Source organism: Kosakonia sp. BYX6 (genome assembly GCF_038449125.1).
GTDB lineage: Bacteria > Pseudomonadota > Gammaproteobacteria > Enterobacterales > Enterobacteriaceae > Kosakonia > Kosakonia calanthes.
In genome coordinates, this window is sequence record NZ_CP151800.1 from 2,215,832 (window position 1) to 2,242,041 (window position 26,210).

The 26,210-nt window shown below is 54.7% G+C and carries 24 protein-coding genes and 1 pseudogene; 15 read left to right on the forward strand and 10 right to left on the reverse strand.

Translation table 11 applies throughout. The features are described 5' to 3' along the window. The 7 genes and pseudogenes from AAEY27_RS10340 (at nt 1) to AAEY27_RS10370 (ending at nt 8,370) form a co-directional block, all read left to right on the forward strand. Nucleotides 1-690 (forward strand): energy transducer TonB family protein, encoded by a 690-nt coding sequence (locus AAEY27_RS10340; RefSeq protein WP_342325169.1) that lies wholly within the window; start codon nt 1-3, stop codon nt 688-690. A gap of 70 nt (nt 691-760) precedes the next feature. Next, nucleotides 761-2,458 (forward strand): putative porin, encoded by a 1,698-nt coding sequence (locus AAEY27_RS10345; protein WP_342325170.1) that lies wholly within the window; start codon nt 761-763, stop codon nt 2,456-2,458. A gap of 12 nt (nt 2,459-2,470) precedes the next feature. Then, nucleotides 2,471-3,103, forward strand: coding sequence for a hypothetical protein (locus tag AAEY27_RS10350; protein WP_342325172.1), 633 nt, complete (start codon nt 2,471-2,473; stop codon nt 3,101-3,103). Between the two features lie 15 nt (nt 3,104-3,118). Then, complete coding sequence (locus tag AAEY27_RS10355) at nt 3,119-4,057, forward strand: peptidylprolyl isomerase (protein ID WP_342325173.1); 939 nt, start codon at nt 3,119-3,121, stop codon at nt 4,055-4,057. 123 nt (nt 4,058-4,180) lie between these two features. Beyond that, nucleotides 4,181-5,731 (forward strand): acetolactate synthase large subunit, encoded by a 1,551-nt coding sequence (locus tag AAEY27_RS10360; RefSeq protein WP_342325174.1) that lies wholly within the window; start codon nt 4,181-4,183, stop codon nt 5,729-5,731. A 396-nt stretch (nt 5,732-6,127) separates the two neighbouring features. Next, nucleotides 6,128-6,820, forward strand: a pseudogene (locus tag AAEY27_RS10365) (tyrosine-type recombinase/integrase); the annotation flags it as partial. Between the two features lie 441 nt (nt 6,821-7,261). Then, nucleotides 7,262-8,370, forward strand: a protein-coding gene (locus AAEY27_RS10370; RefSeq protein ID WP_425294663.1) for an IS3 family transposase whose coding sequence is annotated in 2 segments (ribosomal slippage) — nt 7,262-7,517 and nt 7,517-8,370 — 1,110 coding nt in all. Because the reading frame shifts where the segments join, the coding sequence is not laid out codon by codon here. Between the two features lie 166 nt (nt 8,371-8,536). Here AAEY27_RS10370 and AAEY27_RS10375 read toward each other — a convergent pair. The 4 genes from AAEY27_RS10375 to pth all read right to left on the reverse strand — a co-directional run bounded on the left by AAEY27_RS10375 (nt 8,537) and on the right by pth (nt 12,765). Beyond that, a complete protein-coding gene (locus AAEY27_RS10375) occupies nt 8,537-9,235 on the reverse strand; it encodes a hypothetical protein (protein ID WP_163798346.1) in 699 nt (232 codons plus the stop codon). 337 nt (nt 9,236-9,572) lie between these two features. Next, the gene (locus AAEY27_RS10380) at nt 9,573-10,748 is read right to left on the reverse strand and encodes a tyrosine-type recombinase/integrase (protein WP_342325180.1); all 1,176 of its coding nucleotides are present in this window, start codon (nt 10,746-10,748) and stop codon (nt 9,573-9,575) included. Nucleotides 10,749-10,962: 214 nt separating this feature from the next. Beyond that, a complete protein-coding gene (gene ychF, locus AAEY27_RS10385) occupies nt 10,963-12,054 on the reverse strand; it encodes a redox-regulated ATPase YchF (protein ID WP_342325181.1) in 1,092 nt (363 codons plus the stop codon). 126 nt (nt 12,055-12,180) lie between these two features. Beyond that, nucleotides 12,181-12,765, reverse strand: coding sequence for an aminoacyl-tRNA hydrolase (pth, locus tag AAEY27_RS10390; protein WP_342325183.1), 585 nt, complete (start codon nt 12,763-12,765; stop codon nt 12,181-12,183). Nucleotides 12,766-13,036: 271 nt separating this feature from the next. On the opposite strand from pth, the gene ychH reads away from it, so the two are divergent. Next, complete coding sequence (gene ychH / locus AAEY27_RS10395) at nt 13,037-13,312, forward strand: stress-induced protein YchH (RefSeq protein WP_342325184.1); 276 nt, start codon at nt 13,037-13,039, stop codon at nt 13,310-13,312. A 115-nt stretch (nt 13,313-13,427) separates the two neighbouring features. Here ychH and dauA read toward each other — a convergent pair whose 3' ends face one another. The 4 genes from dauA to lolB all read right to left on the reverse strand — a co-directional run bounded on the left by dauA (nt 13,428) and on the right by lolB (nt 17,771). Further along, nucleotides 13,428-15,107, reverse strand: coding sequence for a C4-dicarboxylic acid transporter DauA (gene dauA / locus AAEY27_RS10400; protein ID WP_342325186.1), 1,680 nt, complete (start codon nt 15,105-15,107; stop codon nt 13,428-13,430). A gap of 105 nt (nt 15,108-15,212) precedes the next feature. Further along, nucleotides 15,213-16,160, reverse strand: a complete 948-nt coding sequence (gene prs / locus AAEY27_RS10405) for a ribose-phosphate diphosphokinase (protein WP_007371855.1) — start codon at nt 16,158-16,160, stop codon at nt 15,213-15,215. Nucleotides 16,161-16,284: 124 nt separating this feature from the next. Further along, nucleotides 16,285-17,151, reverse strand: coding sequence for a 4-(cytidine 5'-diphospho)-2-C-methyl-D-erythritol kinase (gene ispE, locus AAEY27_RS10410; protein WP_342325190.1), 867 nt, complete (start codon nt 17,149-17,151; stop codon nt 16,285-16,287). Beyond that, a complete protein-coding gene (lolB, locus tag AAEY27_RS10415) occupies nt 17,148-17,771 on the reverse strand; it encodes a lipoprotein insertase outer membrane protein LolB (RefSeq protein ID WP_342325192.1) in 624 nt (207 codons plus the stop codon). The genes ispE and lolB overlap by 4 nt, the downstream gene beginning before the upstream one ends. A 201-nt stretch (nt 17,772-17,972) precedes the next feature. Between lolB and hemA the strand changes: the two genes are divergently transcribed. From hemA to kdsA, 6 genes are read left to right on the forward strand one after another with little or no spacing between them, the layout of a single operon-like run. Continuing rightward, nucleotides 17,973-19,229, forward strand: coding sequence for a glutamyl-tRNA reductase (gene hemA, locus AAEY27_RS10420; RefSeq protein WP_342325194.1), 1,257 nt, complete (start codon nt 17,973-17,975; stop codon nt 19,227-19,229). A 39-nt stretch (nt 19,230-19,268) separates the two neighbouring features. Next, the gene (gene prfA / locus AAEY27_RS10425; protein WP_342325196.1) at nt 19,269-20,351 is read left to right on the forward strand and encodes a peptide chain release factor 1; all 1,083 of its coding nucleotides are present in this window, start codon (nt 19,269-19,271) and stop codon (nt 20,349-20,351) included. Further along, complete coding sequence (gene prmC, locus AAEY27_RS10430) at nt 20,351-21,190, forward strand: peptide chain release factor N(5)-glutamine methyltransferase (protein WP_342325198.1); 840 nt, start codon at nt 20,351-20,353, stop codon at nt 21,188-21,190. The genes prfA and prmC overlap by 1 nt, the downstream gene beginning before the upstream one ends. Before the next feature lie 6 nt (nt 21,191-21,196). Then, a complete protein-coding gene (gene sirB2 / locus AAEY27_RS10435; RefSeq protein ID WP_342325200.1) occupies nt 21,197-21,589 on the forward strand; it encodes an invasion regulator SirB2 in 393 nt (130 codons plus the stop codon). Between the two features lie 3 nt (nt 21,590-21,592). Then, nucleotides 21,593-22,402: an invasion regulator SirB1 gene (gene sirB1, locus AAEY27_RS10440; protein ID WP_342325202.1), complete on the forward strand. Its 810-nt coding sequence runs from the start codon at nt 21,593-21,595 to the stop codon at nt 22,400-22,402. Between the two features lie 26 nt (nt 22,403-22,428). Then, nucleotides 22,429-23,283, forward strand: coding sequence for a 3-deoxy-8-phosphooctulonate synthase (gene kdsA / locus AAEY27_RS10445; RefSeq protein ID WP_342325204.1), 855 nt, complete (start codon nt 22,429-22,431; stop codon nt 23,281-23,283). A gap of 45 nt (nt 23,284-23,328) precedes the next feature. On the opposite strand, the gene AAEY27_RS10450 is transcribed toward kdsA, so the two are convergent. After that, nucleotides 23,329-24,258, reverse strand: coding sequence for an AraC family transcriptional regulator (locus AAEY27_RS10450; RefSeq protein ID WP_342325206.1), 930 nt, complete (start codon nt 24,256-24,258; stop codon nt 23,329-23,331). A gap of 64 nt (nt 24,259-24,322) precedes the next feature. Here AAEY27_RS10450 and AAEY27_RS10455 point away from each other — a divergent pair, with 64 nt between their 5' ends. Continuing rightward, nucleotides 24,323-25,057 (forward strand): SDR family oxidoreductase, encoded by a 735-nt coding sequence (locus tag AAEY27_RS10455; RefSeq protein ID WP_342325208.1) that lies wholly within the window; start codon nt 24,323-24,325, stop codon nt 25,055-25,057. 40 nt (nt 25,058-25,097) lie between these two features. Here AAEY27_RS10455 and chaA read toward each other — a convergent pair whose 3' ends face one another. Next, nucleotides 25,098-26,198: a sodium-potassium/proton antiporter ChaA gene (gene chaA / locus AAEY27_RS10460; RefSeq protein ID WP_342325209.1), complete on the reverse strand. Its 1,101-nt coding sequence runs from the start codon at nt 26,196-26,198 to the stop codon at nt 25,098-25,100. Between the last annotated feature and the right edge of the window lie 12 nt (nt 26,199-26,210).

The window sequence follows — 26,210 nt, forward strand, 5'->3', positions numbered from 1 at the left end:
GTGAACGCACCCCTTTCAGCGCTGCGGCGGCTGGGCAAATACCTCATCGCGATAGCGCTGGCGGCGGCTGTCGGCTGGCAACTTTGGCAATGGTTGAGCGCGCCGGCGGGCGTGCAGCGTAAAGCGCCGGAAGTCACCACCATTATTCCGTTGCCGCCACCCCCTCCGCCGCCGCCAAAACCCGAGCCACCGCCGGAGCCAGAAACACCACCGCCGGAGCAGACGATGGTTGAACCCACGCCGGTGGAGAAGCCTGCGCCCGAAGAACCGAAACCGGCAGAGGAGCCAAAAGCCGCCGACAACAATGCGCAGCCGATGCAGATGAATTCCGACGCGCAGGCCGGTAGCGACGCGTTCAATATTGGCGCGGGTTCCGGCGGCGGTATGGCCGGTTCGGGCGGAGCCGGGCGTATCGGCAATGCGACGTACGGGCAGTATCTCGGCTATGCCCTGCAAAAACTGGTGCGCGAAAACGACAGTACCGGTTACCTGGCGTATCAGCTGGATGTCGATATCTGGATCGATCGGGAAGGGCGCGTAACACGCGCGGAAATCCGCCGCTCCAGTGGGGATGCCGATGTAGATGAAAAGGTCGCCACGGTGCTGCGCAACGCGGTACTGACGCAGCGACCCACCACAACGACAACCATGCCGGTGAAGGTCCGGCTGAATAGCCGCCGCCCGACCTGACGCGGGTGGTTTTGATATCCCTGTGGAGCACAACATTATGCTTTTTCAACCAACACCACGAGCAAGCTTGATGGTCATGGCGCCGATCGTTGGCCTATGGCAAACCCCCGCGCAGGCACAAACCCCGGCAAACGACGATGTCACCGTCGAGCTGATTCAACTGCTGGTCGAATCCGGCGTGCTGAAAAAAGAGCAGGCCAGCGCGCTGTTACAACGGGCGCAGGCCAGAGCGGCACAGGCCGCGCAAGCGCAGCCCGCAGCGCAAAGCGATACGGTGACTGCGCAGCCGGGAGATGTACGCGTGCCGTATGTGCCGACCACGGTGCGAAAAGAGATCGAGAAGAACGTCAAAGACGACATGCTTGCGCAGGCGAAAGCCGAGAACTGGGCGCAGCCGAACACCTTTCCGGACTGGGTGTCGCGCATTACGCTGGAGGGCGACGTGCGCGTGCGCGACGAGTCGCGCCTGTACGACAGCCGCAACAGTAATGAGCTGATTGATTTTGCGGCGTTCAACCGTGACGGGCCGGTGCCGACCATCGTCGCTAATCAGGCCAACCCGTTTGATTTCAAATATCTCAACACGCGCAAAGATCGGCGCAATCTGTGGCGCTACCGCGCGCGGCTGGGGGTTAAAGCCGACGTTAGCGACAACTGGCGCGCCGGCATTCGCCTCGCCAGCGGCAGCGATAACAACCCGGTGTCGACGTCCGATACTTTCGGCGACGGCATGAGCAAAAAGGATATCTGGCTCGATAACGCATGGATTAGCTGGCAGGCCGCACCCTGGGCGACCTTCACCGCCGGGCGCGCGTCCAGCCCGTTTATGGCGACCGACATGTTATTTGCCGATGATTTGCAATTCGACGGTATCTCCGCGCAACTGGCGCAAAACACGAGCGAAAATCCGTTAGCCCTGTTTGGCAACCTCGGGATGTATGCCCTCGATTTTAGCCACAACCCGTGGCGTGCGGAGTCGGGCACCGAAGGCGAGAGCGAAAACAAATGGCTGATGGGCGCGCAGGTTGGCGCGCACTGGCAACTCAATGAGGACAACCGGCTGACTGGCGCGCTGGCGTATTACCGCTTCGACAATGTTGAAGGACACCGCTCGTCGGCCTGTACCGTTTTCAGCGCGTCTGATGGCTGCGACAGCGACTGGTCGCGCCCGGCGTTTATGCAAAAAGGCAACACGCTGTTCCTGCTGCGCGACATTCGCCAGTGGTCGTCCGATCCCAATGACTGGAACGAGTGGCAATACGTTGGTCTGGCGTCGAAATTTGACCTGCTCGATCTGAACCTCGCCTGGGAAACCGCGCTGTTTGACAACCTCGACTTACGCCTTGACGGCAACTACATCCGCAACCTGGCCTACGACAAAGACGAGATGATCCGCCGCGCGGGCGGCATCGACAACATCGTCACCAACGCAGAAGGTTCGACACAAAGCGGCACGGCGGACGTCAAAAGCGGCCCCAACGCGTGGATGATGCAGGCAACATTCGGGCGCGGCATTGCGCTGGCGCAGCAGGGCAACTGGCGGTTGTTCACCGGGTACAAATACATCCAGCCGGACGCCTTGCCGGATGGCTTTAACGACAGCAGTTTCCACCAGGGGGGCACCAACGCGCGCGGATACTTCCTCGGCGGGGCGTACGCCTTTGATAAACATCTGTGGGGGCAGGCGAGCTGGAGCAGTTCACGCGAGGTCTACGGTGCGCCGTTGTCCATCGACGTGATCCGCGTCGACCTGAATGCCCAGTTCTGACGGAGGGGTGAGATGAAACATGGGTTATCTCTTGCGAGCGTCATTGCGCTGCTGCTGGTATCGACGTTCGGCCAGGCCGACACGATGGAGGAGCGCTTACGTGCGCAGTTGCGCAGCACCGCGCAACAGCTTCAACAAGTGCAGAGCCAGCAGGCGCAAATGACAGCGGCAAAAGCCGCCGCCGACGCCGAGCGTGATGCGCTCAAACGTGAACTGGCGGCGCTCAGTGCGCGTGAGAAAACGCAGCGCAGCCGCGCAGAAAAACGGGAAAGCGAGCAGCAGGCGCTGTATGCGCAGGCCGAGGCGCAGGTCAATGACAGCCGCCAGCAAGCGGCAAAACTCGCGGCGGCGTTGCAAACACTGCAACAGCAGGCGAACACCTTGCAAAGTGACGGTGTCACACTGAAGGAGAGCCTCAAAGAGCGCGAGACACAATTGGCGCAGTGTACGGTTAAAAATGCGCAGATGTACCGCGCCGGGCGCGAGTTGCTCAGCGCCTATGAGGCGTTTGGCAAGGGCGATCTGTTGGCGATTCGCCAGCCTTTTGCGGGCAAGGCGCGGGTGGAATTTGATGAACACGCACAGGCACTTGGCGACCGGCTTTATCAAAGCCAGGTGCAGGCGGCAACCGTCAGCAACAAATAATCGGCAGGGACAACAATGATCACCAAACAATTTCTCTTTACGCTGATGCCGCTGGCGTCGTTGATACTGTCGGCGCAGGCCGCGCAAAGCAGCTCGATTGCCAGCGCCGGGGATATTCAGCTTTCGCGCCAGGAGGTGGCCGGACGCGTCGCGGTGCTATCGGCGGCGCAACGCGAACAACTGGCGAAGAACCCGGCGCCGCTGGAAGCGTGGGTCCGCGAGCAACTCGCCGACCGTTTGTTGTTGCAGGAAGCCACAGCCCAGCAATGGGATAAACGCCCGGAAGTCGCCCAGCAGATCGCCGAAGCGAGCCGGGAGGTTATCGCCCGATCATATCTGCTCTCTGTCAGCCAGGTGCCGGAAGGCTACCCCAGCGATGCGGAGTTGCGCGCGGCGTATAACCGGGCGAAAGGGAACCTGCAAAAACCGGCCAGCTATCGCCTGAGCCAGTTGTTTATTGCCGCAGCGCCCGATGATGCGGATGCGCAGGCAAAAGCGCGCAAGCGGGCGTTGGAAGTAGTGCAAAAAGCGCGCAGCCCGAAAGCGGATTTCAACAAACTGATTGCCGAGTATGGCAAAGGCGAGAGTGACCAGGTGCAGAACGATACTGGCTGGGTGACGCTCGGACAGTTGCTGCCGGAAGTGCGCCCGGTGGTCGCCAGCCTGCAAGCGGGGGAAGTTTCAGATCCGATACAGTCCTCGGCGGGGTTACATGTGCTGAAATTGGTGGAAATGCACGAGCCTGAGCAAGCTTCCCTTGATGAAGTGCGCGACGCGCTGGCCGCACGCATGCGCCAGGAGCGGCAGGCACAAATTGCCCGCGCGTATCTCGACAGCCTTGCCAACGGCCCGATGGTGAAAGTCGATAACAAAGCGATTGACGAACTGCTCAAAGAGGGCACGACGACGGTGAGGGATGGGAAAAACAAAGAGGGCAGTAAAGGCGCGCGGTAACGGTGCGAACCTGCTGCCACAAAATATATCCTTACAATATCGCAATAACAAACTAACAAATAATCGGTATCGTTGCGCAAAAAATAACCGAATAGCGTTTTCCCTAAACACAGGAAGCTCATCATGAATGGTGCGGAAAGTTTGTTACGTACGTTGATTGCGAATGATGTTTCGGTCTGTTTTGCGAACCCCGGTACGTCAGAAATGCATTTTGTGGCGGCGCTGGACAAAGTACAGGGAATGCGGCCGGTTTTGGGTCTGTTTGAAGGTGTGGTAACCGGCGCGGCAGACGGCTATAGCAGAATGCTGGGTAAACCCGCGTGCACTTTGATGCACCTGGGGCCAGGCCTGGCAAACGGGGTGATGAATCTTCACAATGCGCGCAAGGCTTCATCGTCGATCGTCAATATCATTGGCGACCATGCGCGTTATCACAAACGTTACGATACGCCGCTTGCCTCCGACGTTGAGAGCATCGCCAGGCCGGTTTCCCACTGGGTTCACACTTCCAACAGTTCGCAGACTATTGCGACAGATGGCGCGCTCGCCGTGCAGGCCGCACGCCAGGCACCGGGCAAAATCGCCTCGCTGATTCTGCCTGCTGATGTCTCCTGGGAAGAGGCCGTCGTGCCCGCGCAGGCTTACCCGGTGCCCGAGCGGGCAAAGGTGAACCCGGAACTGGTGGTTAAAGCCGCCGAGCATATTCGCGCGGGCAAACGCGTGGTCTTTTTACTGCGTGGCGATGTATTACAGGCCGAAGGGCTAACCCTGATGCAGAAGATCGCCACCCAAGGGCAGGTGCGCATCATGGCCGATACGCTCTACCCGCGCATGCGGCGTGGCGCGGGTCACGTTGTTGTCGAGCGCATTCCTTACTTTCCTGAACTGGCGCTGAAATCGCTGGCGGGAACGGAACTGCTGATCCTTGTCGGAGCGGAACCGCCGGTGAGCTTTTTCGCCTACCCTGGCGTGCCGAATTGGCTGACGCCGGAAAACTGCCAAATCTTTACCCTCGCGCATCCTCATGAAGATGGCGTGGCCGCGCTGCAAGGGCTGTGCGACGAACTTGGCGCAAGCACGGCGTTGATTCGTCTGCCCACCCCGCAGCGCATTGAAATTAGCCATGACCAGCCGCTTAACGGTTTAACCATTATGCAAACCGTCGCCCGCCATCTTCCTGAAAATGCCATTATCTGCGATGAGTCCATTTCTGAGGGTTTGCCGTACAACGACTTGCTCAACGCGGCCGCCGCGCATGATTTCCTCAACCTGGCTGGTGGGGCGCTTGGCAGCATGATGGCGGTGGCGATCGGCGCGGCTGTCGCTTGCCCGGATCGTAAGATAGTCAACCTGCAAGCGGACGGCAGCGCGATGTACATCTTGCAGGCACTGTGGACACAGGCACGGGAAATGCTCAATGTCACGACCGTCATCTATTCCAATGGCGGCTATCAGATATTGCGCAAAGAGCTGGAGCGAACCGGAGCAACGGGGGAAAATCCGCTGGCTGAATCTTTATTTGATATCGAAAACCCGTCACTGAACTGGGTGGCGCTGGCGAACGGAATGGGCGTGCGGGCAATTTCCGTACGTACGCCGCAAGCGTTCGAGCACGCCTTTGTTGAGGCGATGCACAACCGTGGCCCGATGGTGATCGAGTGTCTTATCGAATAACAAAAGATGTCGAATGAGAAAGAAAAATCCACGCATTAGCGTGGATTTTTTGAAGCGAAGAAGGGGGAATCAGACGTTAATCCGTGATTTAAATTGTATCATATTGATATTTATGTTTTATTTAAAAATTTATCTTTATAATACTCATTGTTGTACTCATTTTGGAGTTAGCTTGCTTTCGCAATGCGAAGGTCGTAGGTTCGATTCCTATTATCGGCACCATCCTACCTATTTTAACGTCTCCCTAAGTCTACTCAAACACCCTTTAAACCCTTATAATACGCGGTTTCACGGCCCTTATTGTCTCTGCTCGTCTACTCACGTTCACAGATATCTACGGTGAGTTGGGGCATTGGTGGGGGCATATCGTGTTCGGTCTGGAGGAGATGCCCCCAAATGAAGCTCAATGCCAGATTGGTAGAGACTGCCAAGCCAAAAGATAAACCCTACAAGTTAGCGGATGGTGGGGGCATGTATCTGGAGGTGTTCCCGAACGGCACCAAAAGCTGGCGCATGAAATACCGCATCGCAGGTAAATAAAAACGTGTGGTGTTTGGCGTCTACCCGACCATTACCTTAGCCGATGCCAGAAGCAAAAGAGATGATGCTAAAAAGCTGCTGGTTAATGGCGTTGATCCGAGTGCGTTTAAGCAAGAAAGCAAACAAGCCCACATCGAAGAAGTCAAAAACACCTTTCAGCAAATTGCACTCGAATGGCACAGCATGAAAGTGAAGAAATGGTCTGCGGGATATGCCTCTGACATTCTTGAAGCTTTTAACAAAGACGTTTTCCCGTTCATTGGTCAACGCCCTGCTGCAGACATTAAGCCGCTGGAATTGCTAAACGTGCTGAAAAAGATGGAAGACCGAGGCGCGACCGAAAAAGCCAAGAAAGTGCGTCAACGCTGCGGCGAAGTGTTTCGCTATGCCATCGTGACAGGCAGAGCCGAGTATAATCCCGCGCCAGATCTCACCAGTGCCATGCAGGGGCATGAATCTACACATTACCCATTCCTGACCACTGAAGAGCTTCCTGCTTTCTTTAAAGCCCTTGCTGGCTACTCTGGTAGTGAACTGATGGTGCTGGCAGGTGAAAAACTGTAAACCCCCGGCCAAACCTAACTCCTCTAATTTGACACTTTTTCGTGAAAAATAGGGAAAAGTGTCAACCCAACCTAACGGATCCTAACGCTCACGCACAACAGCTGCAGCCAACGTGTAAAGGGCTGATGCGAAGCAGGGCAGTGTCAGCCTGTTATGGTTTGTTATGCCTTACTAGGGGGAACTGTCAACCGCTCCCCCTTTAGAAAACTTCAGGTACAGCTCGTTGGATGCATCTGTCAAAACTTGTCACTCACAGGCACAGCCAGCGGGGATTTTGGGCTGTAGGCGCTCTAAGTTACAGTTGCTTCCTTAAGTTGTTATCGTTGTAACGTTTATAAGGATTAATTGACCCTGACCCGAAATCCTGCGCCATTCAGAAACAGAATTCCGGCATGATCCATACTTCCCTGAACGGAGGGGGTGCCGATGAAAAAATCACGATTCACCGAAGAGCAGATTGTCTTTGCCCTGAAGCAGTCTGAGCTGGGTACGCCGGTGCCGGAGGTCTGCCGTAAGCTCGGCATTTCCGATGCCACGTTCTATACCTGGCGCAAGAAATACGGCGGCATTTCACCCTCAGAGCTGAAGCACATGCGCCAGCTGGAAGAGGAAAACCTGCGGCTGAAGAAACTGGTGGCCGATCTGAGCCTTGACAAGGCCATGCTGCAGGACGTTCTGGCAAAAAAGAGCTGACGCTGGCACGCCTGCGCGAGTGGGTCAGGGACTTACAGACTCGCTACGGGGCCAGCGAGCGGCAGGTCTGTTTTGCGCTGCGGGTCAGCCGCAGTTCGTTCCGTTACCGCTCAGTGGCGGCCGATGACAGCGCCCTGCGCCTGCGTATCCGCGAGATCACGGAAAGCCGTGTGCATTACGGTTACCGGCGGGTTCACATCCTGCTCAGGCGGGAGGGCTGGCGGGATAACCATAAACGCATTTACCGGCTCTACCGTGAGCAAGGCCTGTCCCTGCGTCTCAAACGTCCCCACCGGAATAAATCGGCACAGCGTCGCCAGCCACAGCCTCAGGGTCTGTATCCGAATCATGTCTGGGGCATGGATTTTGTCTCCGATGCGCTGTTTGACGGCCGCCGGTTACGTCTGCTGACTGTGATTGATCTCTACACGCGCGAATGCCTGGGGATCTGCGTGGGCCAGAATCTGCGCTCTGCGGAGGTGGCAGGGATGCTGAACACCATTGCGCTCAGACGTCCCTTACCACAGTTGCTGAAAACCGATAACGGGTCTGAATTTGCAGGAAAGATGCTGGACAGGTGGGTGTATGAAAGGGGGATACGTATTGACTTCTCGCGTCCGGGAACGCCAACGGATAATGCGACGGTGGAGTCCTTCAACGGCAGGCTGCGTCAGGAGTGCCTGAACGAGAACTGGTTCATGTCCCTGGAGGATGCGCGGTACAAAATCGAGGCCTGGCGCATACACTATAATCAGAGACGTCCCCATTCTGCACTGGACTGGATGACGCCATCTGAATTTGCTGAGAAGTCTGCCGGTTGCCAGAATATGCAGCCAACATGAAGCCGGTTATTCCTGATTACGGCTGGATCATATTCGGGGTCAGGATCAATTATAAATTTGTCTGATTGGTTTAGCAAGGCTGTTAGGGAGGTTGCATTCACTTCAATTTCACCCCCTCCCAGTTAACTAACGCCCTGTTCGCCGGTTCAGTCGGTCTAGAACTTTATTAGTGTTTTAATTTTTTGATTAATTTCTCGGCTATTTCTATACCTAGTTCGATACGCTTCATGTCGATATTTTCTGACGTAGAATGTACTTGGGAATTTCGAATTAAGCGTAACTCGGTAAGCTGATTGATATCAGTTATTTCCAGCACGCCCTCACGTTTTGCCATTTCCCATTTAAACGTATGGCCGGTATCTACACCAGAAGCCTCGAGTATTTTACGAACTAATGTCTCTACTTCGTTAAATAGTAATATAAGGTTTTCTAGCGTGGCCTCGGTGCCTTTTTGAACAATCATTACACCAAATAAATTATTCAATAAAACGGCTGCTATTTGCCGATAAGCATTTAGGTATCGTCTATCAACGGCTAAACCAGTTCCATCATGATATAGCCGATTTCTAATGCGATGATAATGCTCTATGTCACCATCATCCAAACCAGCTAATTTTGACTGAGCTTTATTGAACAAAAGATCAACCATCTTTGGAAAGCTATTACCTGCATCTTCAACTTCTTTTCGCTGGAATTTTACGCCTGATATTTTTTCTGGAAGAGATAGAAAAGTTCTGATGGATGTCTCAACTGAATTATCAACACTAATGAAGGCAATTCTGCTATCAAAAGCTGTTTCTAGTTTGAGGTGCGAATCAGCATGTCTTAACAACTCTAGTGATCCGGATGCCCAAGTTTTTTCCATATTCGATCTCTTATTTGTGAGCCTAAATTTTATTCTGCAGAAAGATCTGTACTTAAGCACTGACTTTTCCGTTTTTGTAAGTTTAATGAGCAGAACATTACATTGCAATATCAAAACTTACAATGAATTATAGATACAGCTTAGATTTTCTTAAGTAGCTAATATAGATTAAACTATCTAACAAGTAATAGAAGCATCTAGATACGAACAGGACATAATTATAGCATTGATGACTTAGCCAAGCGTTAGGAATGTCTGCTTCGGGTTCTAAAGTAGACTCGGAAGGATACTCGGCGATGAGTTATATCGTCGTGGTCCAGTAGATGCAATTGGTTTTTTATTTGAATGCTGTCATCCATGCATCTAGTTTATCAGCCCATTCCTGCATCATCACTTTACGTTCTTCAAGGTAAGTTGCATGGTTGTATGTGCGACGAACATTGTTGGTATCAGCGTGTGCAAGTTGGGCCTCAATAGCATCAGGTCGATAGCCCAATTCGTTTAAACGCGTACTTCCTGTAGTTCTTGTAGCATGGGGGCTATAAATGCCACTCCAGCCGAGGCTTTTAAGTAGCTGGCGCAGGGAGTGCGATGTCATTGGACCTAGCGGATTATCTCTGCCCGGGAAAAGGTTCTGCCGATGCCCGGTTAATCCCTGTAGTGTTCTGAGCATTTTGACAGCCTGGGAGGGAAGGGGAATAACGTGTTCTCTGCGGGCTTTCATTCGCGTTGACGGAATAGTCCACAGTGCGTTATCGAGATCGAATTCTGTCCATTCTGCCTCAGTTACTTCGGCTGGTCGCGCCAGCGTCCACCACATAAGCCACATGCAATAGTTAACCTGGTACGAGCCGCGACTGTTGTCAAAACAGCTTAATAGTTTCCCGATTTGCTGCGGATTCAATGCCTGTTTGTGCTGCGTTTTGTTTGCCGGAATCGCCTTACGCACCGGCCAGACAGGATCGCTATCTGCTCTGAGCGTCGCTACTGCCAACTCGAAAACTGATGAAATGGTTCGACGGGCTTCAGCGGCAACGGTCGGTGCTCCTCGTTTAGCAGTTTCTTGAAGAATTTTAAGAATGTGGTGTGGGGTGATCTCCCTGACTGGGAGCTTACCGATTGCGGGAAAAACCACTCGTTCAAGCATATCCAGTCGCCGCGTTTTGGTGATTTCGGCCCAGTCTTTCATCTGCAACCACTCTTTGGCGATCAGCTCAAAGGTGTTGGATGCGTCATTGACCTTGCGGATCTTATCTAGCTGACGAGCCTGTGTCGGACTAACTCCATCTGCGACTTGCTTACGCGCTTGCTCGCATTTCTCGCGAGCTTCTGCAAGTTTGACCGTCGGGTATTCACCCAATGCAAACATGCTGGATTTACCGTTGAGTTTAAACCGATAGCGCCATGCCTTTTTGCCATTGGGTTTCACTTCGAGGTAGAGACCATTGAAATCATTGAGTCGATAGAGTTTTTCTTTCGGCTTGGCAGTGCGGCATTGCGTATCGGTGAGCATAACGGGGCCTTGTTTATTTATTATACCGTTATTGTACTCACTTAAAATGAAGATGGAAGAATGTTGTACTCATCCGTGTACTCATTTTTGACAGCGTTGTTACGAGATGAATTGCGACATTGTGAAATGAAAAATCCACGCAATTGCGTGGATTTTATAGGGTTTCGCCGTTGTTATGAGATTCAGTGAAACCACATGAGACAACAAATTTAATTTAGACGTTGAACAGGAAGTTCATCACATCGCCATCTTTAACGATGTAGTCTTTACCTTCTGCACGCATTTTGCCGGCTTCTTTCGCGCCTTGCTCACCTTTGTAGGTGATGAAGTCTTCATAGGCGATGGTCTGCGCGCGGATAAAGCCTTTCTCGAAGTCGGTGTGGATTTTACCGGCTGCCTGTGGCGCGGTTGCGCCAACCGGGATGGTCCAGGCGCGGACTTCTTTCACACCAGCGGTGAAGTAAGTTTGCAGGTTCAGCAGCTCATAACCGGCGCGGATCACGCGGTTCAGACCGGGTTCTTCCAGACCCAGCTCGGCCATAAACTCGTCACGATCGGCATCGTCCAGCTCGGCGATATCCGATTCCACTGCCGCGCAAACCGCAACAACCACAGAACCCTCTTTCGCGGCGATTTCACGCACCTGATCCAGATACGGGTTGTTCTCAAAACCATCTTCATTGACGTTGGCAATGTACATGGTTGGTTTCAGCGTCAGGAAGCTCAGGTAGCGGATTGCCGCTTTGTCTTCTTCGGTCAGATCCAGCGAACGCAGCATGCCGGCGTTTTCCAGCTGCGGCAGGCATTTTTCCAGCGCGGCCAGTTCCGCTTTCGCGTCTTTATCGCCGCCTTTGGCTTTCTTCTGCACGCGGTGAATCGCGCGTTCGCAGGTATCGAGGTCAGAAAGCGCCAGCTCGGTATTGATAACATCAATATCTTCTGCCGGATCGACTTTGTTATTCACGTGAATGATGTTGTCATTCTCGAAGCAACGCACCACGTGACCAATGGCTTCTGTTTCGCGGATGTTGGTCAGGAACTGGTTGCCCAGACCTTCGCCTTTGGATGCGCCTTTAACCAGACCGGCGATATCCACGAATTCCATCGTGGTGGGCAGAATGCGCTGCGGTTTAACGATTTCCGCGAGTTTGTCCAGACGCGGATCGGGCATCGGTACGACACCGGTGTTCGGCTCAATGGTACAGAACGGGAAGTTAGCCGCTTCAATACCAGCTTTGGTGAGCGCGTTGAACAGGGTGGATTTACCTACGTTAGGCAGACCAACGATACCGCATTTGAATCCCATGATGTAATTACCTTAATCTCTTGATAATCAACCCGTTGCGAAAAACGGATTGTAGAAAAGTGAAAAACTTCGCCTAGTATACACGTAACCGTTGTAACGCGCGGCAAAAAAGCCTACGCAGCCCGGTTACTGGGCTTTGAAGGCATGCAGGCGGTTAGTGGCTTTCGTCAGACCTTCTTTCAGCCAAATTTCAGTGCAACGCGCCGCTTCGTCTACCGCTTCATCGATCAGTTTCTGCTCGGAAACCGGCGGTTTGCCTAGCACAAAACCGACAACTTTGTTTTTATCGCCCGGATGGCCGATTCCGACGCGCAAACGGTGGAAATTAGGGTTATTGCCCAATTTGCTGATGATATCTTTCAACCCGTTATGACCGCCGTGACCACCGCCCAGCTTAAACTTCGCCACGCCTGGAGGCAGATCCAGCTCGTCGTGGGCAACGAGAATTTCATCCGGGTTGATGCGATAAAAGGTTGCCATCGCCGCGACGGCTTTACCACTCAGATTCATAAAGGTGGTAGGGACCAGCAGGCGCACATCTTCACCCGCCAGAGTGATGCGTGAAGTGAAGCCAAAAAACTTCGGCTCTTCGCGCAATGGCGCGCGGGAGCGTTCCGCCAGTAGATCTACATACCAGGCGCCCGCATTATGGCGTGTCGCGGCGTATTCCGCGCCAGGGTTTGCCAGCCCGACAATCAGTTTAATCGTCACGTTCTCTTCCTGACCAGGTCAATGTCCGGCGCGTAGTTTACGTTGTGCAGCGCGCGTTGACAAAATTCTCACAGCGCAATGAAAGAAATTGAAATAATTGCGCCCATCAATTATTCGAAGATCAGGTAGTTCATAGGGTTATATGTAAATTTGTGTTAGCCCGATATGTGTAATTGTGATCGCCCCCGCAACCGCTAAAACGGTCACTGCCTATACTTTGTTCACAAGGATTGGGGTTATCCCATCCAACCCATCGTTCCGGAGGTGACAGATGAAACGCAAAAACGCTTCGTTACTCGGTAATGCGCTCATGGGGTTGGGGTTGGTCGTGATGGTTGTCGGCGTCGGTTACTCAATTTTGAACCAGCTTCCGCAGCTTAACCTGCCGCAATTTTTAGCCCACGGCGCTGTCCTGAGTATTTTCCTCGGCGCTGTTCTCTGGCTCGCAGGCGCGCGCGTAGGAGGCCATGAGCAGGTGTGCGATAAATACTGGTGGGTACGCCACTATGACAAGCGCTGCCGCCGTGACCGACAAAATCACAGCTAACAAGCACTAAAATTTCGATAACGGTTCCTGCGGGAGCCGTTTTTTTTGCTATTTACTCTCTCACTTAATGTGACGCCCGCAGTGCTGCAACGGCTCCTGCGGGCGATTGAAAGGATTACACGTCAGCTAACGCGGCGTCGCGATTGGGGAAGAAAGCCAGTCGACCGGGGATTGGCTGGACGCCAGCGCGCGCCAGCGTGCGCAGCGGCTGAAACTCCAGGTTGCTGACGCGAAGCTCCGTGCCTTCCGGCAGGCGGCTGACAAAGCGGCGGAATGCATCCAACCCACCGGCATCCAGCACCGGTACTGCATCCCATTTCAGCACCACAATGCGTTTGCCCGTGATACGTGTTTCCAGATCGCTGAACACGCCTTCTGCCGCGGCAAAAAACAGCGGGCCAATGACGCGAAGTACCAGCACGTCATCCGGTACGCTGACATTCACCGCCGCGAGGTGCGTCATGCGCGCGATGCGGCGCATAAATAGCAGGGAAGCGAGCACAATCCCGACGCTTATCGCGATAACCATATCGAACAGCACCGTCAGCGACATACAGAGCAGCATCACCACAATGTCATCCGCGGGCGCGCGCCTAAGCAGGTCGATGACTTTGTGCGCCTCGCTCATATTCCACGCCACCATTAAGAGCAGCGCGGCCATGGCCGAGAGCGGCAGCCACGAAAGCAGGGGGGCCAGCGCCAGCAGCGCCAGGATCACTAATAGCGAATGGATTATCGCCGAAACCGGCGATGTCGCCCCGGCGCGCACGTTCGCGGCGGAACGGGCAATGGCCGCCGTGGCGGTAATGCCGCCGAAGAACGGCGCGACAAGGTTACCCAACCCTTGGCCAATCAATTCACTGTTGGCTTTATGTTTAGTGCCGGTCATGCCATCCAGCACCACCGCGCAGAGCAGGGATTCAATCGCCCCCAGCATCGCCATTGAAAAAGCGGCAGGCAGCAGAGCACGTAATGAATCCAGGCTGAGGGTAAATTGTGAACCGGGCAGATCCCACGGCAACACCAGTTGTGGAAGAAGCTGCGGAATACCATTGCCCTGGCTGCCATCGGCCAGCACGTAATGGAACTGCGAACCGATGGTGGCGACATCGCCGCCGAGAAGGTTAACGACCAGCATGACCGCGCAACCAGCCAGCAGCGCGGGCAAGTGGCCGGGCACACGTAAACGCAGGCGCGGCCAGAGGATCAGCGTGCCGAGGGTCACAATGCCGATGGCCGCATCACCGGGATTGAGGGTTGGCAACGCCATCACCAGCGCTCCCACTTTTTGCAGATAATGTTCCGGCACATGCGCCATTTGCAGGCCGAGAAAATCTTTGATCTGCATGGTACCGATGGTGATGCCGATCCCGGAGGTAAAACCGAGGGTGACCGAGAGCGGAATGTATTCGATCAGACGGCCAAAACGCGCCAGCCCGAAAAGGATCAGAAACACGCCGGACATCAGTGTCGCGACCAACAAACCCGAAAGGCCAAACTGCTGCGATACCGGGTAGAGAATGACCACAAACGCGGCGGTCGGGCCGGAAACGCTGTAGCGGGAACCGCCGCTCAGAGCAATGACAATACCGGCGACTGCCGCAGTATAAAGTCCGTATTGCGGCGCAACGCCGCTACCAATGGCCAGCGCCATTGCCAGAGGAATAGCAATAATGCCGACTGTTATCCCGGCAATCAGATCGCGGGTAAAGCGCGCGGCAGTATATTTCTCTTTCCAGCACGCATCGATAAACGCGCGAAAAGGCATGATATGAGGGGAAAGCAACTTGTTCACAATGGTGATCGTCCGTGGGCGTCAGTTGTAAGGTCTTAATAAATCATACAAATAGTTTTTGGCGCTAAAAAAACCCGCCGGAGCGGGTTTGTTGTTCAGCATCGATCAATGTTCGAACATTGCCGAAATTGATTCTTCGTTGCTGATACGACGAATAGCTTCGGCCAGCATGCCTGAGAGCGTCAGCGTACGTACGTTTGGCAGCGCTTTGATCTCTTCGCTCAGCGGAATGGTGTCGCAGACAACCACTTCGTCGATAACGGAGTTGCGCAGGTTATTCACCGCATTACCGGAGAAAATCGGGTGAGTGGCATAAGCGAACACGCGTTTCGCGCCACGTTCTTTCAGCGCTTCTGCTGCTTTGCACAGCGTACCGCCGGTGTCGATCATATCGTCAACCAGTACGCAGTCACGGTTTGCTACGTCACCGATGATGTGCATCACCTGGGAAACGTTCGCGCGCGGACGGCGTTTATCAATGATCGCCATATCGGTATCGTTCAGCAGTTTGGCAATGGCACGAGCACGAACCACGCCGCCGATGTCCGGAGAAACCACAATCGGGTTGTCCAGGTTCAACTGCAGCATATCTTCGAGCAGGATTGGGCTACCAAAAACGTTATCAACCGGTACATCGAAGAAGCCCTGAATCTGTTCAGCATGCAGGTCTACGGTGAGGACGCGGTCAACGCCAACGCTTGAGAGGAAATCGGCAACAACTTTTGCGGTAATCGGCACACGGGCAGAGCGCACGCGGCGGTCCTGACGGGCATAACCAAAGTAGGGGATTACGGCGGTGATACGGCCTGCGGAAGCACGGCGCAGGGCATCGACCATGACAACCAATTCCATCAGGTTGTCGTTCGTTGGAGCACAAGTGGACTGGATGATGAAAATATCACCACCGCGTACGTTTTCATTGATTTGTACGCTGACTTCGCCGTCGCTAAAGCGACCTACAGCGGCGTCGCCGAGAGAAGTGTACAGGCGGTTGGCAATACGTTGTGCTAGTTCCGGGGTAGCGTTACCAGCAAAAAGCTTCATATCAGGCACGAGAAGAACCTCAGGCATGCGTCCAGTGGTGGATAGAATACGCCGAAATTGTGCGGTCAGGGCGAAAAACTATCCATGCGGTGTATTAAAGAGCACGATGCAACGTCTGGAACAAGTAACGTTGTCACCGGAGCTCAGCTTGCCCGGCGATGGTTTGTGCTAGCGGCGAGAGGTTGACGCCTCGCGCGACAAAACCGTGCAGCCATTCCGGGGCTTGCTCAAGCACCTGACGAGCGGCGGATTCGGTGTCAAATTCAGCAAAGACACAGGCTCCTGTGCCAGTCAGGCGCGACGGCGCGTATTCTAACAGCCAGGAAAGCGCCGCATCAACCTCGCGAAAACGTTTTCTTGCGATAACCTCGCAATCGTTGGCGAATTCACAGTTTAGTAACGTATCAATTGACCTGACGGGGGTATTTCGCGTCAGTTCGGGATCTTTGAAGATAACCGGGGTGGGAATGCTGACGCCCGGATGCGCCACCAGATACCATTTTTCCGGTGGGTTGACCGGCGTCAAAATCTCGCCGACGCCTTCCGCAAAAGCCGCGTGACCGCGCACAAACACCGGCACATCCGCGCCGAGCGCCAGGCCAAGCTCGGCCAACTCATCAAGGCTTAGCCCGCAGTTCCACACATGGTTAAGCGCGACCAGCACCGTTGCCGCATTCGACGAGCCGCCGCCCAGCCCGCCGCCCATCGGCAAGCGTTTTTCGATAACGATATCCGCGCCGCTGGCTGGTGCTAAACGCCCGGTTTCTTCGGCACGTTTCATCAATAGGCGCGCAGCGCGCACAATCAGGTTTTCTTCATCAGCAACGCCTTCAACCGGCGTCAGCAGGCAGATTTTACCGTCACTACGCGGTTCAATGGTCAACGTATCGCCATAATCGAGAAACTGAAAAAGCGTTTGCAGCGTGTGGTAACCATCCGCACGCTGGCCGGTAATGTATAAAAAAAGATTGAGTTTCGCCGGAGCAGGCCACTTCATCATTTGACGATCCAGTTATCCATCTTCAACTTGATGCGCTGCTTACCGTCGCTGAGCTCCATATTGGCGGGCAGAGCCGGCTGGGTTTTGCTGTCGTAACCGCCATACACCACTTTCCAGCTTTTTCCATCCTGGCTGTAATTCAACTCGCTCAGGCGATACTGGGAGTCAAGTTTGTAATCGGTGGCATCGCCCGGCAGGCCGAGGATCCACTGGCGCAGGCTGTTGAGCGGGATCGGCATGCCGGTCAGCTTACCGATCATCTCTTCGGCGTCATCGGCGGTATAGCGTTGACCTTTGTTATCAACCAGTTGCACGTTACCCGGTTGTGCATTCAGTTCCAGCTCCGTGCTGCCCAGCGGGTTGGTCAGCAGTAAACGGTAGCGATCCTGGCCGGTTTGTTGCCAGAAGAAGCGGGCATAGACTTTTTGTTCATCAGAAAGATAAGCAAACGCGCCGCGGGTTTGATACTGATTTAAATCACGCACCTGCTGTTGATGCTGGCGCCATTGCGGTGAGTCGGGGCTTTTACCCGGACCTTTCGGGGCATTGAGCGTACAGGCGGTGAGAACGAGGCTTGCCAGCGGTAGCAAGCGAATGAGGCGAAAATCCGGCAGAATCATAACGATGACGAATCCTTGGTCGAGTGTGCTGAGAGTAGGGTTAATGCTAGCGCCGCTCAGAAACAGCGTCTACGTTCAAGTTGTCTTAAATCATTAAAATACCAATTACTCCGAAAGGATAGTCTCTCTTTTATTGACTCCACTCATACTGTATGATGCGTCCAGTCTAACCTTATCAACGTTGGTACTATTCCCGCGCTCATGACCCTTTTAGCACTTGGCATCAATCACAAAACGGCCCCCGTTTCGTTGCGAGAACGCATTGCATTTTCGCCGGAAACGCTTGACCAGGCTCTGGAAAGCCTGCTGTCACAGCCGATGGTGCAAGGTGGCGTAGTGCTGTCGACGTGTAACCGTACCGAACTCTATTTGAGCGTCGAAGAACGGGATAACTTACAAGAAGCGCTGGTGCGCTGGCTATGCGATTATCACCACCTGCGTGAAGAAGAAGTCCGCCAGAGCCTGTACTGGCACCAGGATAACGACGCCGTCAGCCATTTAATGCGCGTGGCGAGCGGTCTGGACTCACTGGTGCTCGGCGAGCCGCAAATTCTCGGCCAGGTAAAAAAAGCCTTTGCCGATTCCCAACGTGGTCACGATAACGCCAGCGATCTGGAACGTATGTTCCAGAAATCATTCTCCGTCGCCAAACGCGTGCGTACGGAAACCGATATCGGTGCCAGCGCTGTGTCTGTCGCCTTTGCCGCCTGTACGCTGGCGCGTCAAATCTTTGAATCTCTCTCTTCCGTCACAGTGCTACTGGTCGGCGCGGGTGAAACCATTGAACTGGTTGCTCGCCATCTGCGCGAACACAAAGTGCAGAAGATGATCATCGCGAACCGTACGCGTGAACGCGCGCAGGTACTGGCCGATGAAGTCGGTGCGGAAGTTATTTCCCTGAGCGATATCGATGAGCGCCTGAAAGACGCCGATATCGTCATTAGCTCGACCGCCAGCCCGCTGCCGATTATCGGTAAGGGGATGATGGAGCGGGCGATGAAAGCGCGGCGTAATCAGCCGGTGCTGTTGGTGGATATCGCCGTTCCGCGCGATGTCGAACCGGAAGTCGGTAAAGTCGCCAACGCCTATCTTTACAGCGTGGATGACTTACAAAGCATCATTCAGCACAACCTGGCGCAGCGTAAAGCCGCTGCGGTGCAAGCGGAAACTATCGTTGCCCAGGAAACCAGTGAATTTATGGCCTGGCTGCGCGCGCAAAGCGCCAGCGAGACTATCCGTGAGTATCGCAGCCAGTCTGAAGATGTTCGCAATGAGCTGACCGCAAAAGCGCTTGCCGCGCTGGAGCAGGGCGGCGATCCGCAAACCATCATGCAAGACCTGGCGTGGAAACTCACCAACCGCTTGATTCACGCACCAACCAAATCTCTTCAGCAGGCCGCCCGTGACGGGGATGATGAGCGCCTGCATATTCTGCGCAACAGCCTCGGGCTGGATTAGCACAACACTCTCTTATTATTAAAAGGTGCATTTACGCCTATGAAGCCTTCTATCGTTGCCAAACTGGAAGCCCTGCATGAACGTCATGAAGAAGTTCAGGCGCTGCTGGGTGACGCGCAAACTATTGCCGATCAGGACCGCTTTCGCGCCCTGTCGCGTGAATATGCGCAGCTGAGCGACGTATCACGCTGCTTTACTGACTGGCAACAGGTTCAGGAAGATATTGAAACCGCACAGATGCTGCTCGATGACCCGGAAATGCGCGACATGGCGCAGGAAGAGTTGCGTGATGCGAAAGAAAAAGGTGAGCAGCTCGAACAGCATTTGCAGGTCTTGTTGCTACCAAAAGATCCCGACGATGAACGCAATGCGTTTGTCGAAGTGCGCGCCGGAACGGGTGGTGACGAAGCCGCGCTGTTTGCCGGGGATCTGTTCCGTATGTATAGCCGTTATGCTGAAGCCCGCCGCTGGCGCGTGGAAATCATGAGCGCCAACGAAGGTGAACATGGCGGTTATAAAGAAGTGATCGCCAAAATCAGCGGCGAGGGTGTTTATGGCCGTCTGAAATTTGAATCCGGTGGTCATCGCGTACAGCGCGTACCGGCCACCGAATCTCAAGGGCGTATTCACACTTCCGCCTGTACCGTGGCCGTTATGCCGGAGTTGCCGGAAGCCGAACTGCCGGATATCAGCCCAACCGATCTGCGTATTGATACGTTTCGTTCTTCCGGGGCGGGCGGTCAGCACGTTAACACCACCGATTCCGCCATCCGTATTACCCATTTGCCAACCGGTATTGTGGTTGAGTGCCAGGATGAGCGTTCACAGCATAAAAACAAAGCCAAAGCGTTGGCGGTGCTAGGTGCGCGCATTCGCGCGGCAGAGATGGCGAAACGTCAGCAGGCGGAAGCGTCTACGCGCCGTAACCTGCTTGGCAGCGGCGATCGCAGCGATCGTAACCGCACCTATAACTTCCCGCAGGGACGCGTAACCGATCACCGCATCAACCTGACGCTCTATCGCCTGGACGAAGTGATGGAAGGCAAGCTCGATATGTTGATCGAACCCATTGTGCAGGAATACCAGGCCGACCAACTGGCGGCGCTTTCCGAGCAGGACTAATGGATTATCAACAATGGTTACGCGAAGCCGTCAGCCAATTGCCGGCGAGTGAAAGCCCGCGGCGTGATGCCGAAATTTTGCTGGGTTTTGTGACCGGCAAAACGCGGACGTTTATTCTCGCCTTTGGTGAAACGCCGCTGAGCGCCGACCAGCAGCAACAGTTGGCAACGTTACTGGCCCGTCGCGCGCGCGGCGAGCCGGTGGCGCATCTGGTCGGGGAACGGGAATTTTGGTCACTGCCACTGTTTGTCTCACCGGCCACGCTTATTCCACGCCCGGATACCGAATGTCTGGTCGAGCAGGCGCTGAGCCGTCTTCCTGCTTCGCCGTGCCGCATTCTCGATTTGGGTACCGGCACCGGCGCGATTGCGCTGGCGCTGGCGAGTGAACGCCCGGATTGCCACGTCATCGCTGTTGATGTGATTCCGGAAGCGGTGGCACTGGCGCAGCGCAATGCGGCGCATCTTGGCATGAACAACGTCGAGATTTTGCAAAGCAGCTGGTTTAGCGCGCTGGATGGGCAGCCATTCTCCCTTATTGTCAGCAATCCTCCCTATATTGATGAGCAGGATCCGCATCTTGCGCAGGGCGATGTGCGTTTTGAGCCATTAACTGCGCTGGTGGCAGCGGAAAATGGGCTGGCGGATCTGCACAGCATTATTGCCGACGCTCGCCAATATTTGCAGGCGGGAGGTTGGTTGCTTCTGGAGCATGGCTGGCAGCAGGGCGCAGCCGTGCGAGAGATTTTCGAACGCTATGGCTGGCAGCAGGTGGAAACCTGCCGGGATTACGGTGGTAACGAACGCCTGACGCTGGGGCAAAAGCCTTCACAGGAGTGACATGCGATGAGCGGCTTTAACATCCTGATTATTCTGCATTTGACGTCGGTGGCGCTGACCATTAGCCTGTTTGTTTTACGTTACTGGTGGCGTTGGTCGAATAACCCACGCATCAACGCGCGCTGGGTGCGGGTTGTGCCGCACAGTGTGGACACCGTGTTGTTCCTGAGCGGAGCGGGGTTGATGTGGGTTACGGGTTATTTACCGTTGACTTCACAAGGCGCATGGCTGACTGAAAAGCTGTTTGGCGTTATCATCTACATCGTTTTGGGTTTTATTGCGCTGGGCCGATATCGCCCGCGCAGCCAGCAAACCGGTTTTATCGCCTTTTTGCTGGGGCTGGTGGTGCTGTACATCATCATTAAACTCGCCGCCACAAAAGTACCGATACTGGGGTAAGACATGAGGTCGTTAGCTGATTTCGAATTTAACAAAGCGCCGTTATGCGACGGGATGATCCTCGTTTCCGAGCTGATTCGCGATGATTTTTCTTCACAGTATGTGCAAGACGAACTGGAGCGGTTGCTCAGCCTTGCGCGTGAGGAGATCAGTCAGGCGAAGCCTCAGGACTGGCAACTGGAAAAACTCGTTGAGCTGTTTTACGGCGAATGGGGCTTCAAAGATACCCGTGGTGTCTACCGTTTATCCGACGCGCTGTGGCTTGATAAGGTGCTGCAAAATCGCCAGGGCAGCGCGGTGTCGCTGGGCGCGATTTTACTGTGGGTTGCCGGGCGGCTGGATATTCCGCTGACGCCGGTGATTTTCCCGACGCAGCTGATTCTGCGTGCCGAATGGCTGGACGGCGAAATGTGGCTGATCAACCCGTTTAACGGCGACACGCTGGATGAACACACACTGGAAGTGTGGCTGAAAGGCAATATCAGCCCGGTGGCCGAGCTGTTTAACGAGGATCTTGATGAAGCCGACAACGCTGAAGTGATCCGCAAATTGCTGGATACGCTCAAGTCGGCATTAATGGAAGAGCAGCAGATGGAGCTGGCGTTGCGCGCCAGTGAAGCGTTATTGCAGTTCAACCCGGAAGATCCCTATGAGATCCGCGATCGCGGGCTGATTTACGCGCAGCTCGATTGCGACCATGTGGCGCTGCATGATTTAAGCTATTTTGTGGAGCAGTGCCCGGAAGATCCGATCAGTGAAATGATCCGCGCGCAAATCAATACGATTTCACACAAACAGATTACCCTGCATTAAGCATTCACACTCGATAAGGCGATTTTATGAAACAAAAAGTGGTCAGCATTGGCGACATTAACGTCGCGAACGACCTGCCGTTTGTACTGTTTGGTGGTATGAACGTGCTGGAATCCCGCGATTTAGCAATGCGCATTTGCGAACACTACGTCACTGTGACCCAGAAACTGGGCATTCCGTACGTGTTCAAAGCCTCTTTTGATAAAGCCAACCGTTCTTCCATCAAGTCCTATCGTGGGCCGGGTCTGGAAGAAGGGATGAAGATTTTCCAGGAACTGAAACAGACTTTCGGCGTAAAAGTGATCACCGACGTGCACGAAGCAAGCCAGGCGCAGCCGGTTGCTGACGTGGTTGATGTGATCCAGCTTCCGGCATTCCTTGCTCGCCAGACCGATCTGGTGGAAGCGATGGCGAAAACCGGCGCGGTGATTAACGTTAAGAAACCGCAGTTTGTCAGCCCCGGACAGATGGGTAATATCGTCGATAAATTTATTGAAGGCGGTAACGATAAAGTGATCCTCTGCGACCGTGGCGCTAACTTCGGTTATGACAACCTGGTTGTGGATATGCTCGGTTTTAGCGTGATGAAGAAAGTCTCCAACAACTCGCCGGTGATTTTCGATGTGACCCACGCGTTGCAGTGTCGCGACCCATTTGGCGCAGCGTCCGGCGGCCGTCGTGGTCAGGTGGCTGAACTGGCCCGTGCAGGCATGGCGACCGGCTTGGCTGGCCTGTTTATTGAGGCGCATCCGGATCCGGATCATGCAAAATGCGACGGCCCGTCCGCGCTGCCGCTGGCGAAGCTGGAGCCGTTCCTCAAACAGATCAAAGCTATTGACGATCTGGTGAAAAGCTTCGACGAACTCGATACTGAGCACTAAGAGAAACCCCGCGAAAGCGGGGTTTTTTGTTCTGGTGACAGGCCGTTATGAACGTGCGTAATGGCTGGGCGGCTGCCCGACATGCCGGTTGAACGCCACGCTGAATGTGCTGGTCGAGCCGTAGCCCACACGTTCCGCAACCTCCGATACTGACAGTTGATCACCACGCAGCAAATCCTTTGCGACGGCCATGCGCCAGGCAAGCAGATACTGCATCGGCGCTACCCCCACCAGGCGCGTAAAGCGCTCAAAGAATACGGAGCGCGAAAGAACCGCGATTTTCGCCAGCTCATCAATGCTCCAGGCGTGAGCGATACGTTCATGCATCTGCCTCAGAGCGCGAGCAAGGCGTTCATCCGCTAAACCGCGTAACAGCCCGGGCGGAGCGCTCCCGGCTGCGGCCGAGCGCATGGCCTCCACCAGCAACAATTCTGGCAATCTGGACAGCATAAACTCGCTGCCTGGCTTCTGCTCTGCGGATTCTTCCGCCACCATCTGCACAAGCTGCGATAAACGAAGCGATTCCCGGACGTGGACCACACTGGGCAGCAGCGAAACCAGCAGGCCCGGATCGGCACAATCAAACAGAAAAGCCCCGCCCATTGCGCGCATATCCGGGGAACCGCCTTGTTCGCCATAACGAATCTCGCTGTGCAGGCTCGCGACTTGATGAGGATCGAGATAAACCGGGGGCGCAGGGACGAAGCTCGACAGGATGAAGGCGGGTGTTGTAGGCAGCAGGATGAAATCACCGGCGCACAGAGTAACGGGTTCATGTCCGTCCACCGTAAGCTGGCAGCTTCCTTCCAGCATGATGCAGAAACTGGGTAAACCGTATTCAAAATAACGCACGGCCCAGTTACCTTTGCCGCTGATGATATTGGCAAAGGCCGCACCCGGATGGAGTAGCCGAACGACTTCTGAAAGCGGATCGCTCATTTCAGGACTCTCGCTAAATAAAAACGGACGATGCATTATCGGCAATCCGGCGGCGTACGTCTATTGTTCAGGTTGAGCTAACCCACACCTGGAGCCTGCAATGAAAACTGTACTGATCACCGGCTGTTCATCCGGCTATGGCCTGGAAACGGCCCGCTATTTCCTCAAACAAGGCTGGAAAGTCATCGCCACCATGCGCACGCCTCAGGAGGCGTTATTTCCCGCTTCCGCGAACCTGCGCATGCTGCCACTGGATGTGACGAAACCCGACAGCATCGCTTCTGCCCTCGACGCAGCCGGCCCGATTGACGTGCTGGTGAATAACGCCGGGATCGGCCTGTTCGGCGCGTTTGAGGTCACGCCTATGTCCACCGTACGCGAGATCTTCGAGACCAATACTTTCGGCGTGATGGCGATGTGCCAGGCGGTGATCCCGCAGTTTCGGGCGAGTCGGGCGGGCACCATCGTCAACGTCACGTCAAGCGCCACGCTGGCTCCGTATCCACTGGTAGCGGCCTACACGGCCAGCAAGAGCGCTATTGAAGGGTTTACCGCCTCACTGGAACCTGAACTAAGGCACTTCGGCGTACGGGTCAAACTGGTGGAGCCGGGTTATGGTCCGACGACCCGTTTTGCCGCCAATGGTCAGCAGCGTATGCAGGGACTGATATCCGAAGCCTATGAACCTTTCGCCCGCAGTGTCTTTGCCGGCTACGAAACGTTTTCGGTATTTACCCGGGAAATCGAGGTCGCCGAAGCCGTGTTTAGGGCTGCGAGCAGGGGGGAGGATCAGCTTCGTTTCCGGGCGGGGGCCGATGCTCTGGCACTTCCCTGAGCGCCACAACCGGAGGCGTATTGCGCGCCTCCGGTCATCATCAGGCAAATATGGTCATGAGATAAGCCGCAAACAATGCCATATGCGCCGCGCCGTTGAGCACATTGGTGCGGCCGGTCGAAAACGAAATCTGGCAGAGCAGCAAAGAGGCCACCATCACAATCATTTCCGGCGCGCCAAGACCAAACACCAGATGGTTACCGGTAATCCATGCGATAAGCGTCACTACTGGTACGGTCAAGGAAATGGTCGCCAGCACCGAACCGAAAAAGAGATTCATCGCCCGCTGGACCTGATTATTCAGCACCGCTTTCAGAGCACCCAGACCTTCCGGCGAAAGGATCAGCAACGCCACCAAGAACCCGGTAAAAGCCACCGGCGCGTTCAGTTCCGTTAACAGGGCTTCCAGCGGTTGCGCATTCATTTTGGTCACGGCAATGACCGCAATCAGGTGCACAATCAGCCACGCGGTATGCCACAAATTGCCGTGTGCGGAAGGTTTACCGTGGTGCGGATCGTCGTCATCGCTGTCGTCTTCGTGCTCATAAACAAACAGGCTCTGATGAGTTTTGGTCTGGATCAGCAGGAAGACGCCATACATTGCCGCTGAAATCACCGCCACTAACAGTGACTGACCAATCGTGAAATTGGCTTCCGGCAGCGCCATCGGGAAGACCAGCACAATAATCGACAGTGGAAAGAGGGCAATCAGATACTGCTTGATACCAAACAGATTCATGTACTGGGTGGCAAATTTGCGGCCGCCCAATAACAGTGAAAAGCCGACCAAACCGCCGGTCACAATCATGATGATGGAGTAGAGCGTATCGCGCATCAGCGTTGGCGCAGCGTCGCCGGTTGCCATCAACGCGGAAATTAGACTTACCTCAAGAATAACTACCGAAAGGCTGAGGATCAGTGAACCGTAAGGTTCCCCCAGGCGATGCGCGAGAACGTCGGCGTGACGTACCACGCTAAATGCACTGGCTAAAATTCCCACCAGCGCCAGAAGGTTTATGCCAACTACCACCGGCAGCGACTGCGAACTTCCCCAAAAGAGCAGCACGGCCAGCGCCAGTACCGGGAAAATGAGGGATGTCTCCTTGTGGCGGGTTTTAACCGCCTCATGCGTTGTTGTCATTATGATTCTCCA